We start from the raw sequence: 13,049 nt of genomic DNA, 5'->3' as shown, positions 1-13,049 counted from the left end.
GTCCGGACAGGCGGCTAAAAGACCGCTGCAAACCCCGCGACCCGACACACACTGGAGAAACCATGAGCAGACTGACTATTCTTACGACAATCACATTCCGGCGGCACCCGCTCTTTGTAGCGGGCAGCCACGAAGGTGGCCATGGCGACGAGATGGGCTGTCGCCGAACCTGGCGACGCAGTTTCACATCGACCGCACGGTCGAAGTGACGATGACCGAAACGGACGACGGCCAGATGCCGTACGCGCCAAGTTACGTGTCGTCTCACAAAGGTGAAACCGTCAAATTCGTCATCACCCCTCACAGGCCAATACTAGCATGAATTCGTTCTCGATACGCCCGAAAAAATCAGGAGCACAAAGGCCTGATGGAAGAGTTTCCTGAAACTTAAGACGCCGACCCGAACGGGGTAAGACTTGGTGCCGGGCGCATCGGGAGAGGTCATCTGGATCTCCGCCAACGCAGGCACATTCGAATACGCCCGCCTGATCCTCGGCCACTACGAATCCGGGCATGTTCAGCCCTGTCGTCGTCAACTGAACACTCGCAACACCCAAATCTCACACAAGGAAAACACCATGAAAAAGATCATTCTCTCGACCCTCGCCGCAGCAACACTTCTGTCATCGGCACCTCGACCGCCCTGTTCGCGCAGCAGGACGCGGCCTATACCAAAGTAGTCCACCGTCGGGGCGCTGGATGCTGAAGCGGGCAAAGTCACCATCGTTCACGAAGAACTACTCAACCTCGGCATGCCCGCCATGACGATGGTGTTCCGCGCCGATGAAGACATGATGGCCAAACTGTCGGAAGGGCTGTGACATTGAATTCGTCGCTGACCGCGTCGAAGGCAAGCTGACCGTCGTCGAGCTTTGCGACTGAACAACCACAGCAGCACCGCGTTTCCCGCTTTGCAGAGCGGGGCTCAATTCACTTATTTTCTCGCACGGGGTCCTCAGCGTCTCACCACATCGGGCCCGGCAATACCGGCTATGAAAGTCGACCTTATCATGAAAAACGATCTTTACCGTCCTACTCTGACGGCCGCGGTTTTGATCGCCGGTCTGTCCGGTGTCGCGTCTGCCGAAAGCAGCCATGACGGATCCCATGACCCGAGTCTCAGCCGTCGTGGCCGAGCACACGCACCAAGTCAGGGCGGGTGATCTCTTTCCTACAAGGAACTGGTTCGCAAGAACCCGGCGCCGGATGACGTCATCGAAGTGACCAACATCCACACAACCGGCATCGTCGACGCTCCAAGTCGCAACGACTGAAACCGTCGTTGACGGAGGAGTGTGGGGCGTCTGCGTGCCGTGGGCGCCCTCTCTTCCGCAGGCCGAAATCTACTTCAGTCTGAAGAGATACGGCGGAATCCATTTGTCCGAAACGGCAGCACCATAATGCCGCACGACAAGAAAAAGAGGCAGGCATGACCAGTTACCACCAGATTGTGCACGATGTGGCCGTCGTGTTCGGATTTCAATACGACGACAGCGCCCCGGACTGGATTCATCCGTTCATCCACCTGATCCTCGTCCTGGCCCCGGCGCTGCTCAGCGTCGTCCTGATTTATTTCCTGATCCTGGCGGTCGTGCGGATCTGGCGACGTCGCGGAACGACCGGGCCGTCGCGCCAACATGTCCGCGGGCTCGATCCAAGTCTGGTCGTCACCGTGCTGCGCTACTCGAGACTGCAGCAGGCAGCGATGATTGGCCTGAGCTTGCTGTCCATGCCCATTCTCTATGTCACGCTGGAGTTGCCGAAGAAAATCGTCAACAACGCCCTCAACTCCAGTAATTTCCCCGCAAACTTCATGGGCCTGCCGCTGAACCAGGTCGAATTTCTGTTGATGCTCTGCGGGCTATACCTTGTTGCCATCGTCCTGAACGGGGGCAACAAATACGTTCTGAATGTCTTCAAAGGGTTCGTGGCCGAACGCGTGTTGCGGCGGTTGCGACTTCTGATTTACCGGCAGTGGCGGAGCGACCCGACAACTGCGCGACAAAGCGAAATCATCCCAATCCTGGCGCAGGAAGTCGAACCGATCGGAGGCTTTGCAGCCGATGTTCTGGCGCTGCCCATTCTCCAAGGTGGGACACTGGCGACGATCCTGCTCTTCATGTTCGTTCAGGATCCGCTTCTCGGAGCGGCCGCACTGACGATCCTGCCGCTGCAGCTGATCCTTCTGCCAAAACTCCAAAGGCGCGTGAACGCTCTGTCGCGGACCGGGATCAAGGAAGTGCGCTGTCTTGGGCGCACCCTTGGCGATCAGCTTTTGTCCGATATGAAGGGTAAGGGCGACATCTCACGCATTGCGGCGAGCCTGCGGGATCTTGAACGCATCCGCCGGCGCATCTTCAGGCTCAAATTTTTCATCAAGGCGCTGAACAACTTCCTGACGTCACTGACACCGTTTCTCTTCTATTCCCTTGGCGGCTACTTCGTGATCGAGGGCCGCATCAGCCTCGGCGCTCTCGTCGCCGTACTCGCGGCACACAAAGACTTTTCTGCGCCTCTGAAAGAGCTGTTTGCGTACTATCAGGCGCTCGAGGACACCAGGATTCGCTACGCCGAAATCATGAATTTCTTCACACCCCGATCATCGATCACGGCCATTCAGACCGTCAACGCAGCACCGTACCGGGTCGAAGCCAGTGCATCCGCCGCCTGACGTCGGTCTGATCGCGCGAACGATACGTCCGGCGACTTCCGCGCGTCCTCCTCATCGGCCAATGCCTGACCGGCCCGGGGGTACAATCTGGCAGTTCAGACGCTGCACAGGGTACACATGAGCGACAAAACCGGAGTATTGTCACGATTGTACCGCAGCACAGGGTCGCCGATACTCCAGGCGACATCGGTGAAGCGCGAGACCCTGATGAGGTCGCAGCACGAAACAACGGGATCAGAAAACAATGCTGACGGCCATAATGATAAGCACGACTCTCATACTTTTAACGCTGACGGTCCACTATCTGGTCCTTCGGGAGGTCAGCATGAAACTTATCCAGTGGGGATGCCCCTGCTATCGCGGGCTCGCTCTGGCAGTCGTATCGATCACTCTGGCGCACATATTCGAGGCAGGTGCCTTTGCGATCGGGTTCTGGTTCGCAGACAAAATCAGCCACATCGGTTCTTTCGATACCGATCAGCCGATGTCGTGGATGGACTATTTTTACTTCTCTCTGGTAAACTTCACCACGCTGGGACGTGGCGATATTACACCTTTGGGACATCTGAGGTTTATCGGTGGCATTGAAGCCTTCGTCGGGTTTCTGATGATCACCGCGTCAGGCAGCTACGTGCTCCGGGTCATGTCAGGAAACCCGCCCCGCGTCGGCGTCAAAAATAGTTCCTGAAAACCGAACCGATACCCGGGCCTTGCTGTCAGGTGCAGTTCCGACCGCGCACCGACGCTTAACCTTGCCGCTTCGCGTACTGGCCTGGGCACAGTTGCCGCTCACAATGGCCAGCCCCTCATGTTGCAAGGAGGGCCGTCGAGAGATAAACAATCGACTGCGATTCCAATCAAAGTTGATCCTTTTCCGACATGTCATTGTGAATTGCCGTGGCCGCGATGGCGGCCTGACCCATCGCGTGCGCGATCTGATCGAGCCCGTCGGTGATGTCACCGATCGCATAGACCCCGTCGATGCTGGTTTTACGTTGGACATCAGTCACAATGCACCCATCTTTAGTGAGTGGCGCGCCCAGTGTTTCCGCGAGCTTGGAACAGGCGGATGTACCAAGAGCGACGTAGAGCGTGTCAAAATGCGCGACGGTGCTGTCTTCCAGCGTGACGATGACCTCCGACTCCGACAGCGACAGGCTGCTCATCGGTGAATCCGGGACATGAATTTTGTCCGCCGAAAGAGGACGGTCTCCAGTCGGCCGAATGAGTGTGACCGTGGATGAATAGTCACGGATGAAGCGAGCCTCTGCGAGACCGTGTGTGCCACTTCCCAGAACCGCGATGCGTTTATCGCGGACCTCGTACGCATCACAGACCGGGCAATAACGGATCAATCCTCTAGCCACGCCGCGATCATGAACGGGGTCGGGCAGGGGGTGGCCTGTGGTTCACAACGCCCGCTGCAAATATGACATATCTTGCAGTCTCACTCCCCCGGTCAGTCGTGACGCAAAAGCCATCATCCTGCCTTTCGACGGCTTCAACGGTACAGGTCTCGATGACGGCACCGTAACGCTCGGCATGCGATTGCATCCGGTCCAGAAGGTCGGGCCCGGAAATGCCGTCAGGAAAAGGTGCAAAGTTATGCGTCTTCGGGATCATTCTGGCCCGGCCCCCGCGCGCATCAAATACCGTGACGCTGTGCAGAAATCGCGCGAGGTAAAGTGCGGCGGTCAGACCCGCCGGACCGCCACCAATGATAACGCAATCTTTCATGTTCCGTTTTCCCTTTTTGTATGCGGCTCATAGTGGCCGGAGCCCATCACGCGGATGGACGTGTTGCGGTGATGTCGAGATCAGATGCAGTCCCTATCCATCCTTCGTCCAGAGTTGACCTCGAAATCGCGTTCGATATCCGGGGCATTTTTCCCGTCCCACGGGTGTCATTCTGCCGGTTGCTCTGTCGTCTGAGGCGAAGCCTCGCTCACTGTCTCGAGTCTCCATCCCTTGATGATGCCATATACCGCCGGAATGACGATCAGGGTCAGTAGCGTCGATGAAACCATTCCCCCAATCATCGGCACGGCAATACGCTGCATGATTTCCGAACCGGTGCCATGAGCCCAGAGGATCGGCATCAGGCCCGCCATGATTGCGACAACGGTCATCATCTTGGGACGGACACGGTCCACCGCGCCGACCATGATGGCGGCATAAAGTTCGTCGCGGGTCAGATCGCGGCCACCTACGCGAACACGCGCTTCAATAAGTGCATGATCGAGGTAGATGAGCATGATGACCCCGGTTTCTGCTGCGACACCAGCCAGTGCGATGAACCCGACGGCTACGGCGACCGACATGTTGAAGCCCATGAACCACATCAGCCAGATACCACCGACAAGGGCGAAGGGCAGCGACAGCATGACGATCAGGGTTTCGGTCAAACGTCGGAAGTTCAGGTAGAGGAGCAGGAAGATCACTGCCAAGGTCAGCGGTACGACTGTCGCCAGTCGCGCCTTGGCGCGCTCAAGGTACTCAAACTGACCGCTCCAGCCCAGTGAATAACCCGGTGGAAGCGTCACGGACGCCGCGACCGCCGCCTGCGCGTCGGCCACGTAGCCACCCAGATCGCGGCCGGCGATGTCGACGAAAATATAGACCGCCAACTGGCCGTTTTCCGTGCGGATCGAGGTGGCGCCGCGTGTGCGTTCGATCTTGGCCACATCACCCAAGGGCACCGTGCCGCCGCCCGGCAATGCAACCTGCACTTCGCGTGCGATCGCGTCGGGGTCCGACCGCAGTGCTGCCGGATATCGGACGGCGACGTCATAGCGCTCGCGTCCCTCGACGGTCTGCGTGATCGCCTTGGCACCAAGCGCCATGCCGATCACCTCCTCGGACGTCCTGAACCGACAGGCCGTATCGCCCCAGAGCCGCGCGGTCCGGCGTGATGTCGAGATAGTAGCCTCCGATCACACGTTCGGCGTAGGCACTGGTCGTGCCCGGAACGGTGCGCACGACCGCCTCGACCTCACGGGCGACCTTTTCCATCTCCGTCAGGCTGGTGCCAAACACCTTGATACCGACAGGTGTCCGGATGCCCGTCGACAGCATGTCGATCCGGGCGCGGATCGGCATGGTCCAGGCGTTGGAGACGCCGGGAAACTGCAGTGCGGCATCCATCTCCTGCCGCAGGCTTTCGGTCGTCACGCCGGGGCGCCATTCTGCCTCGGGGCGGAGCTGGATGATCGTCTCGAACATCTCCGTCGGTGCAGGATCGGTGGCCGTCAGGGCGCGGCCTGCCTTGCCGAAGACGGACAAGACTTCCGGGAAGGACTTGATGATGCGGTCCTGGGTCTGCATCAGTTCAGCTGCCTTTGTCACTGACAGTCCCGGCAAAGTGGTCGGCATGTACATCAAGGTGCCCTCGTTGAGGACCGGCATGAATTCCGACCCCAGTTGCCGCGCTGGCCAAATGGTGACGGCCAGTGCTGCCAGCGCCACGATGATCGTTAGCGTCTTTGCCTTCAGCACGGCACGGATGATCGGGCGGTAGACGGCAATCAGCGCCCGGTTCACTGGGTTCCTGTGTTCCGGTATGATCCGCCCCCGCACAAAAACCACCATGAGTGCAGGCACCAGCGTGACCGACAGGAACGCCGCTGCCGCCATGGAAAATGTCTTGGTGTAGGCCAACGGTCCGAACATGCGTCCCTCCCGCCCTCCAGCGCAAAGATCGGCAGGAACGACACGGTGATGATCAGCAGGCTGAAGAACAGAGCCGGACCGACTTCCGTCGCGGCCTCGATCAGCACTTCGAGGCGTGGCGTGTCGGGATCTGCGCGTTCCAGATGCTTGTGCGCGTTCTCGATCATCACGATGGCGGCGTCGATCATGGCACCGATGGCGATGGCGATACCGCCAAGGCTCATGATGTTCCCCCCGATCCCGAGAAACTTCATCGCCGTGAAGGCCATGAGCAGCCCGACGGGCAACATGATGATGGCAACCAGCGCTGAGCGGACGTGCAGCAGGAACAGGATCGTCACCCCCCGCCACGACAAGGCTTTCCTCCAGCAACGTGGTCTTGAGCGTTTTGAACGCCGACAGGATCAACTCGGACCGATCGTAAACCGGCACGATCTCAACACCGTCCGGTAGGCTTTGGGCCACGGTGTCCAGTTCAGCCTTGGCATTGTCGATCACATCCAGCGCATTCGCACCCACCCGCTGCAGGACAATGCCGCTGGCGACCTCTCCGTCGCCGTTCAGCTCGGCGATGCCACGGCGTTCGTTGGGCACGATTTCGACGCGGGCCACATTCTTCAGGCTGATCGGCACCCCCGCGACGCTTCGCAAGGTGATATTACCGATATCCTCTGTGCCAGACAGATAGCCCCGTCCGCGCACCATGAACTCGAATTCGGACAACTCCACCGTCCGACCGCCTGTGTCCATGTTGCTCGAGGCGATAGCGCTCCCGATATCCGAGAGGGTGACCCCCTGTGCGCGCATCCGCACCGGATCGACCGTTACGGAGTATTGTTTGACGAAACCACCGACGCTGGCCACCTCTGACACGCCGTCGGCCCGGCTGGCACCGTAGCGGACGACCCAGTCCTGCAGCGACCGCAATTCGGCGAGCGACAGGTTTTCCCCAGTGATCGCGTATTGGTAGACCCATCCCACCCCGGTGGCGTCGGGCCCTAAGGCGGGCGTCACCCCGTCAGGGGAGGCGGGCCGCTGCAGCGTTCAGATATTCCAGCACACGGCTGCGCGCCCAGTAAGGATCCACGCCATCCTCAAAGATGATGTAGACAAAGGAAATACCAAAGAACGAGAACCCCCGCACGACGCGGGACCGCGGCACCGTGAGCATGGCCGACGTAAGCGGATAGGTGACCTGATCTTCGACCACCTGCGGGGCCTGCCCCGGATAATCCGTCAGAACGATGACCTGTACATCTGACAGATCAGGAATGGCGTCGATGGGCAGGGACCGGAGCGACCAGACGCCGGCGGCCACGATCAGTGCGGTGGCAAAGAATACGAGGACCAGATTGCGGGCCGACCGGGCGATGATGCGGCCGATCATTGGTCCGCCTCCGGTGCGGTCAATGCCGCGAGCGCTGCATTCAGATTGCTTTCCGCGTCGATCAGAAACGTCGAGGTGGTCACGACGCGGTCACCGGCCGCGATGCCGTCCTGGACCTCGATCATCCCGGCGTTCTGCCGGCCCACGACGACATCCTGCGGTGCAAACTTGCCATCGCCAAGATCGCGTATCACCACTTGTCTGTCACCGGTGTCGATCACCGCCGTTTCCGGCACCTGCACCACGGGTGTCCCGTCGCCGCTTGCCAGTGCTACGTCTGCAAACAAGTTCACCAACAGCCGTCCGTCCGGGTTGGCCAAATCGATACGGACCCGCGCCGTCCGGGTCTGCATATCCACCTGTGGGTAGATCTCGTCGACGACGCCGACAAAGGTTTCCCCTTGCAGGCCTGGAAAGGTGATCGTCGCCGCATCGCCGCGGGTCAGCCCCATCACCGCACGTTCAGGGACATCGGCCATGATCCAGACCATGGATGTATCGGCGATCCGAAACAGCGTCTCGCCCGCACCGGACATCATGCCTTCGACAGCCATCCTTTCCAGCACGACGCCAGATCGCGGGGCCGTCAGAGGAATGCTCACCGGTGCGCGCCGGTCTGCCGCAATCTGGTCGATCACGATAGCGGGCACCCCCAGGTTGGCCAGTCGCTGGCGGCTGCCGTCGGCGCGTGCCTCCCCGTTGCGCAGGTCCGATACATAAAGCGCTGCAGCGGCGGCCACATCGGGCGAATAGAGCGTCGCCAGCGGTGCACCCGCGACGACATGCGATCCAGTCGTCACATCCTCCACGGTTTCAATAAAGGCATCGGCGCGTAATGCGATGACACTGACCCTGCGATCATCCAGCGCTACGATGCCCGGTGCGCGAATGGTCGTGGCCATGGGGGCCAGCGCCGCGAGTGTCGTGCGCACACCGGTACGCTGCAGTTTTCCCGGTGAGACGGTGACCGTTCCGGCGTCGCTTGCCTCGTCGGCGAAGACAGGAAGGTAATCCATGCCCATCGAGTCCAGTTTCGGCACGGGTGACGTGTCTGGCAGACCCATGGGGTGTCGATAGTAAAGGACGGTGCGCTCGCCGCCATCCGCCGCAACCGTTTCGGCTACCGCTGGATCGAAGGATACATCCTCGCTGGCGAAGACCGGTATAAAGGACCGGCCATCGGGCGTCGTTGCAGGCTTGGCAGACCAGTCCGCCACACCGTCCGGGTGGCGGTAGTAGATGACAGGACCTGACGCCTCCGGGGCCGCGGCAGTCATCGCTTCGGCTTTTGTTCCCGTCACGGCAGCGACCTGCGTCCTTACCCCGTCCGCAAGTGTCGCCGGTGTCCAGCCCCTGTCGCCGGCCTCAAGACCGGCCCACCCCGCCGCTCCGCCGACAATGCCAATCAGCACGACCTTTCCGAGGACGCTCATGGCTGCACCTCGATCACGATCTGCGCCTGCACTGTTTCCGCTTCGCCCTGCACCTTGGCCGCGACCGAAAACCGCCAGTTGCCATCCATCGTCAGATCCGCGGAAAAGCGATACTGACTCGGCTCTCCGGTTGGCACAGCCACCACCGGGGTTGTCATCGTCTCCATCCCGTCCGGCTCCATATCCAGACGAGTGGCAAAGATGACGGCACTGTCAACCGGCGTATCGGTGCGCATGTCGGTCAGGCGTAGATCGAGGAGCGCACCAGCACCGAACGGGAGATATGGGCAAAAGTTGGTGACGCTTGATCAGGCGGCGGTTTGAAGGTGACGGATACCGTCTCGGAACTCAATCCCTTGGACGATCTCAGGTAGGCGGTTTTGGCCGTCGAGTTTGCGCCATTTCTTTTGCGCTGACATCATCAGCTTGAAGGCCATGGCCAAACCGGTCTTTCGGCTCAGGCATCCCTTGGTGCGTTTCGTGCGATGCCGGACGGTGGCGAAGGTGCTCTCGATCGGGTTTGACGTCCGGATGTGTTTCCAGTGTTCCGCCGGGAAGTCGTAGAAGGTCAGAAGCGCGTCCCTGTCCTTGACCAGCTTGGCCACCGCCTTATCCCATTTCACGCCATAGGTTTCGACGAAGAAATCGAAGGCGGCGTTGGCTTCGGCTTTCGTCGCGGCCTGCCAGATATCGTGCAGATGCGCCTTCGCCTTGGCTTGGATGGAGTTCGGGAGCGCGTTCAGCACGTTCATGGTCTTGTGGACCCAGCAACGCTGCTCCCGCGTCGTCGCGAATACCTCGCGCAGGGCCGTCCAGAACCCCAGGGCGCCGTCGCCAACAGCCAATTTGGGGTCCTGTTTCAGGCCACGGCGCTTGAGATCGAGCAGCACCTCGCGCCAGCTCTGGGTGCTTTCGCGGAAGCCATCGGTCATCGCCAGCAGCTCTTTGCGGCCGTATTCGTCCGCCCCGATGATCACCAGAACACATTGTTTTTCCTCGGCCATGCGCGGTTTGAAGTAGACCCCGTCCGCCCAGATGTAGAGAAAACGCCGGTTGCCGAGATCGCGTTTCTGCCAGGCCTCGTAGTCTTTCCACCAGTCGGCCTTCAGCCGCGTGACGGTCTTGGCAGACAGGCCCTTGGCATTCGGGCCAAGCAGCGCCCCCCAGCGCCTCGGTGAAGTCGCCCGTGGACACGCCCTTGAGGTAAAGCCACGGCAGCAGATCCTCGACCGACTTTGCCTTACGCAGATACCGCGGCAGGATGCTGGGCGTGAAGGTGACCTTGTCTTCGCCTACGCCCCGATCCCGCACGCGCGGCACCTTCACGGGCACTGGACCAATGCCGGTCATCACCTCGCGTTCCGGTAAGTGACCGTGGCGCACTAGGCGCGCCCGCCCATCTTCGAGTTTCTCCCCGGAAAAGGCGCTCATGAGCGCGGCCAGTTCCGCGTGGATCGCCTGTTCGATCAGCTTGCGCGCTCCATCGCGCAGGACGTCAGTGAACGGGTCAGATGTAAAACCCGATGGATCGGACAGTTGAGTGATGGTAGTCTCTGACATGTGGCATATCCCTTTCTCACCAGAGAATTGACGGCGACTCGACACCGCCTTGATATGCCGCCCCTCAGGGCATCACCAACTTTCGCGCGTACCTCACCGAACGGGTAAGTCGTCTCGACAAGAACGAGGCTGTAATCGGATGCGGCAGCCTGTGCCATCGGCACGGACAACGGGGTCGAAACCACAAGGGCCGCAAGGATGCGGAAGATGAAATGGGGCATGAAAGGCCTGTCTTGACGGGCAGCGGTGGCACGCTTTTGCATCGCGACCGGAACTGGTCATGACAATACGAAAAAGCGCAGGTTCAGGGTGCGTGAAGCATCCGTCCCATCAAATCTTTGGCGGTTTACGCAAGCCTTCCATGGCATACTGCTGGCGATCGTTCTGCCTTACCGGCCGGAACCTGGCAGGCTCTGACAACAGATGGCTTTGCGAAAGCGCAAGGGTCGGCCCTGCCACGTATGGCATGGCACGACACTGTATTGAAGAGACGCAGATCGCGTTGCACTCCGGCATGTCCGGGCAGTCGTCAGGGCAGCAGTCTTCCTGCATCGCCATCATATGAGACGCACTGTCAGCTGAAATCGACGCCTGACTGGACTGCGCCAAGCCCAGGCCGATCATCAGTACCAACAGGAAAAGGCGCAGATTTTGCCACATGAAGCATCCTATGGGGGAAACCTGGCGATGCGACAAGACACGTTGTGCTGAACTCAGATGTGCCGCGCCAATGCCCTGATCGCGTTTTGAAACATAATCACCTGCGCTGTCATAAAATAGGGTCAGATTTTCTGCCGCGCGGATAATGTGGTCCCGCCCTGAGAGTTTTCGTTCACCGAAACAGCGCGCGTCCGGGAGTGGAACAAAAAATGAACAGGAGCAGTGTCAGCAAGTGCCTTGAGTACTTGCAGCCCCATCATATCATTTTAAATGTCGCGTCAACGCTCATGCGGCGTATTATCACTCCTTCGACAATCTGGAAGATGTCTCCGGCACAAACAAAAGGGCGACACCTGTCACGATCGCAACATCAGCGATGTTGAACGCTGGCCAATGGGTGTTGCCAACATAGAAATCCAGAAAATCCGTAACCGCCCCGAACCGAAGCCGGTCAATGATGTTGCCGAGTGCGCCTCCGACAATCAGCCCGTAAGCCATTGCCTCAATGCGCCGCGTGGAGCGCCACATCATCATTGTAATCAGACCGCAGACGGCAACGCCAACAAGTGCCAGCGCCCACCATGGCACATCGCCAAGCAGACCGAATGTAACGCCATCATTTCGCAGAAATGTCAGGTTGAACCCCGGGAGCAACGGCAGGCCATCCGAGAGGCGATCAGCATTCATCGCCACGATGGTTTTCGAGACTTGGTCGGTAACCAAAGCCGTGCACAGCGCCATCAACCCTGCTTTTCGTGTGTTCAGGACTGGCACTCGATGACCTCCCGCGCAGGTTTACCCGACAAAATAAGACCCTTTCGCTTCACGGTCACTTGACTGGACATTGATGACGCCTTCTCTTTTGGGTGGACCATACTCATTGCTGTCAAAGGCATGACCATCATATTTCTTGCCGGGGACACTTCCACATGTTGACCAGACGCCATTTCATCGCGACGACCGCAGCCATGTTCTCCGCTCCACTTGCGGGGCCCGCCTTCGCGAACACGTGGCCGACCGGCGCGGAAAAAGCTGCCTGGGATGCGCAAGTTACCCCACCCGGGTACAACCCGACCACGTCGAACCCATGGGGATTGCATCCGCGCCTGTTGCCGCAGCGTGTCGAGGCGCGGCCCGGTCTTCTGCCCGGCGACATTCATGTCGATGCCGTGGCGCGTTATCTCTATCATATCGAAGAGGGTGGAACGGCCATGCGCTACGGCGTCGCCATCGGTCGCGACGGCCTTTATGAGCCGGGCATCTACACCATCAAGCGCAAGGTCGAATGGCCGCACTGGACCCCGACAGCGACGATGATCGAACGCTCGCCTGATACCTATGCGCAGTTCGCCGACGGTCAGGAACCCGGTCCGGGCAACGCCCTCGGATCGCGGGCCCTCTATCTCTACATTGGGGATCGGGACACCTATCTGCGGATCCACGGCACGCCGCAACCATGGTCGATCGGCAGCCGTGCAAGTTCCGGCTGCGTACGTATGGTGATGCCGCACATCAACGATCTCTATGAGCAGGTGAATACGGGAGTTACGGCTCACCTTTATCCGGCTGAAGGCGATGGCCCGATGACGGCGCATACAACCTGAGATCAAACCACAGAGTGGGCAGGGCATGCCCTTACTCATCCTGTGATCTGCGGCATACCCTCACG

The 13,049-nt window shown here is 59.8% G+C and carries 12 protein-coding genes and 4 pseudogenes; 5 read left to right on the top strand and 11 right to left on the bottom strand.

The features are described from left to right. The 4 genes and pseudogenes from GLR48_RS23285 to GLR48_RS23270 form a co-directional block, all read left to right on the top strand. A pseudogene (locus GLR48_RS23285) lies at window positions 1–322 on the top strand (hypothetical protein); the annotation flags it as partial. A gap of 373 nt (window positions 323–695) precedes the next feature. Further along, on the top strand, window positions 696–821 hold the full coding sequence (locus GLR48_RS26170; RefSeq protein WP_442915873.1) for a copper-binding protein: 126 nt from the start codon (window positions 696–698) through the stop codon (window positions 819–821). Window positions 822–1,429: 608 nt separating this feature from the next. Next, complete coding sequence (locus GLR48_RS23275; protein ID WP_237066276.1) at window positions 1,430–2,671, top strand: ABC transporter ATP-binding protein; 1,242 nt, start codon at window positions 1,430–1,432, stop codon at window positions 2,669–2,671. 325 nt (window positions 2,672–2,996) lie between these two features. Continuing rightward, window positions 2,997–3,359, top strand: a complete 363-nt coding sequence (locus GLR48_RS23270; RefSeq protein WP_237066274.1) for a potassium channel family protein — start codon at window positions 2,997–2,999, stop codon at window positions 3,357–3,359. 169 nt (window positions 3,360–3,528) lie between these two features. Here the strand turns inward: GLR48_RS23270 and GLR48_RS23265 are convergent, their stop codons facing one another. From GLR48_RS23265 to lspA, 11 genes and pseudogenes are all read right to left on the bottom strand, one after another. After that, window positions 3,529–3,837 (bottom strand): FAD-dependent oxidoreductase, encoded by a 309-nt coding sequence (locus GLR48_RS23265; protein WP_237066272.1) that lies wholly within the window; start codon window positions 3,835–3,837, stop codon window positions 3,529–3,531. Between the two features lie 208 nt (window positions 3,838–4,045). Beyond that, window positions 4,046–4,408 (bottom strand): NAD(P)/FAD-dependent oxidoreductase, encoded by a 363-nt coding sequence (locus tag GLR48_RS26165; RefSeq protein ID WP_442915871.1) that lies wholly within the window; start codon window positions 4,406–4,408, stop codon window positions 4,046–4,048. A gap of 167 nt (window positions 4,409–4,575) precedes the next feature. After that, the gene (locus GLR48_RS25865; protein ID WP_272911705.1) at window positions 4,576–5,514 is read right to left on the bottom strand and encodes an efflux RND transporter permease subunit; all 939 of its coding nucleotides are present in this window, start codon (window positions 5,512–5,514) and stop codon (window positions 4,576–4,578) included. Beyond that, a pseudogene (locus GLR48_RS25860) lies at window positions 5,459–6,630 on the bottom strand (efflux RND transporter permease subunit). Before GLR48_RS25860 ends, GLR48_RS25865 begins: the two are co-directional and overlap by 56 nt. A 118-nt stretch (window positions 6,631–6,748) precedes the next feature. After that, a pseudogene (locus GLR48_RS25855) lies at window positions 6,749–7,321 on the bottom strand (efflux RND transporter permease subunit); the annotation flags it as partial. Window positions 7,322–7,358: 37 nt separating this feature from the next. After that, window positions 7,359–7,727, bottom strand: a complete 369-nt coding sequence (locus tag GLR48_RS25850; protein WP_272911696.1) for an efflux RND transporter permease subunit — start codon at window positions 7,725–7,727, stop codon at window positions 7,359–7,361. Then, window positions 7,724–9,160, bottom strand: coding sequence for an efflux RND transporter periplasmic adaptor subunit (locus tag GLR48_RS23255; RefSeq protein WP_237066270.1), 1,437 nt, complete (start codon window positions 9,158–9,160; stop codon window positions 7,724–7,726). The genes GLR48_RS25850 and GLR48_RS23255 overlap by 4 nt, the downstream gene beginning before the upstream one ends. Then, the gene (locus GLR48_RS23250) at window positions 9,157–9,396 is read right to left on the bottom strand and encodes a FixH family protein (RefSeq protein WP_237066268.1); all 240 of its coding nucleotides are present in this window, start codon (window positions 9,394–9,396) and stop codon (window positions 9,157–9,159) included. The genes GLR48_RS23255 and GLR48_RS23250 overlap by 4 nt, the downstream gene beginning before the upstream one ends. 72 nt (window positions 9,397–9,468) lie before the next feature. Further along, window positions 9,469–10,720 (bottom strand): annotated as a pseudogene (locus GLR48_RS23245) (IS256 family transposase). A 330-nt stretch (window positions 10,721–11,050) separates the two neighbouring features. Further along, window positions 11,051–11,380: a hypothetical protein gene (locus tag GLR48_RS23240; protein ID WP_237065862.1), complete on the bottom strand. Its 330-nt coding sequence runs from the start codon at window positions 11,378–11,380 to the stop codon at window positions 11,051–11,053. 300 nt (window positions 11,381–11,680) lie between these two features. Beyond that, the gene (gene lspA / locus GLR48_RS23235) at window positions 11,681–12,121 is read right to left on the bottom strand and encodes a signal peptidase II (RefSeq protein ID WP_237066266.1); all 441 of its coding nucleotides are present in this window, start codon (window positions 12,119–12,121) and stop codon (window positions 11,681–11,683) included. A gap of 188 nt (window positions 12,122–12,309) precedes the next feature. Here lspA and GLR48_RS23230 point away from each other — a divergent pair, with 188 nt between their 5' ends. After that, on the top strand, window positions 12,310–12,984 hold the full coding sequence (locus GLR48_RS23230; RefSeq protein ID WP_237066258.1) for a L,D-transpeptidase: 675 nt from the start codon (window positions 12,310–12,312) through the stop codon (window positions 12,982–12,984). Window positions 12,985–13,049: the final 65 nt, after the last annotated feature.

Source organism: Loktanella sp. M215 (assembly GCF_021735925.1).
Classification (GTDB): domain Bacteria; phylum Pseudomonadota; class Alphaproteobacteria; order Rhodobacterales; family Rhodobacteraceae; genus Loktanella.
Note: the sequence above shows the minus strand (reverse complement) of the source record. Positions and strands in the feature narration are given on the sequence as shown.

What these genes read in the sequence shown, in the direction of transcription:
- GLR48_RS23250 (WP_237066268.1), bottom strand. Translation starts at nt 9,396, where the DNA reads ATGCGCACCGATACGCCGGTTGACAGTGCCGTCATCTTTGCCACTCGT.
- GLR48_RS23255 (WP_237066270.1), bottom strand. Translation starts at nt 9,160, where the DNA reads ATGAGCGTCCTCGGAAAGGTCGTGCTGATTGGCATTGTCGGCGGAGCG.
- GLR48_RS26165 (WP_442915871.1), bottom strand. Translation starts at nt 4,408, where the DNA reads ATGAAAGATTGCGTTATCATTGGTGGCGGTCCGGCGGGTCTGACCGCC.
- GLR48_RS23275 (WP_237066276.1), top strand. Translation starts at nt 1,430, where the DNA reads ATGACCAGTTACCACCAGATTGTGCACGATGTGGCCGTCGTGTTCGGA.
- GLR48_RS23230 (WP_237066258.1), top strand. Translation starts at nt 12,310, where the DNA reads ATGTTGACCAGACGCCATTTCATCGCGACGACCGCAGCCATGTTCTCC.
- GLR48_RS25865 (WP_272911705.1), bottom strand. Translation starts at nt 5,514, where the DNA reads ATGGCGCTTGGTGCCAAGGCGATCACGCAGACCGTCGAGGGACGCGAG.
- GLR48_RS25850 (WP_272911696.1), bottom strand. Translation starts at nt 7,727, where the DNA reads ATGATCGGCCGCATCATCGCCCGGTCGGCCCGCAATCTGGTCCTCGTA.
- GLR48_RS23265 (WP_237066272.1), bottom strand. Translation starts at nt 3,837, where the DNA reads ATGAGCAGCCTGTCGCTGTCGGAGTCGGAGGTCATCGTCACGCTGGAA.
- lspA (WP_237066266.1), bottom strand. Translation starts at nt 12,121, where the DNA reads ATGGCGCTGTGCACGGCTTTGGTTACCGACCAAGTCTCGAAAACCATC.
- GLR48_RS23240 (WP_237065862.1), bottom strand. Translation starts at nt 11,380, where the DNA reads ATGTGGCAAAATCTGCGCCTTTTCCTGTTGGTACTGATGATCGGCCTG.
- GLR48_RS23270 (WP_237066274.1), top strand. Translation starts at nt 2,997, where the DNA reads ATGAAACTTATCCAGTGGGGATGCCCCTGCTATCGCGGGCTCGCTCTG.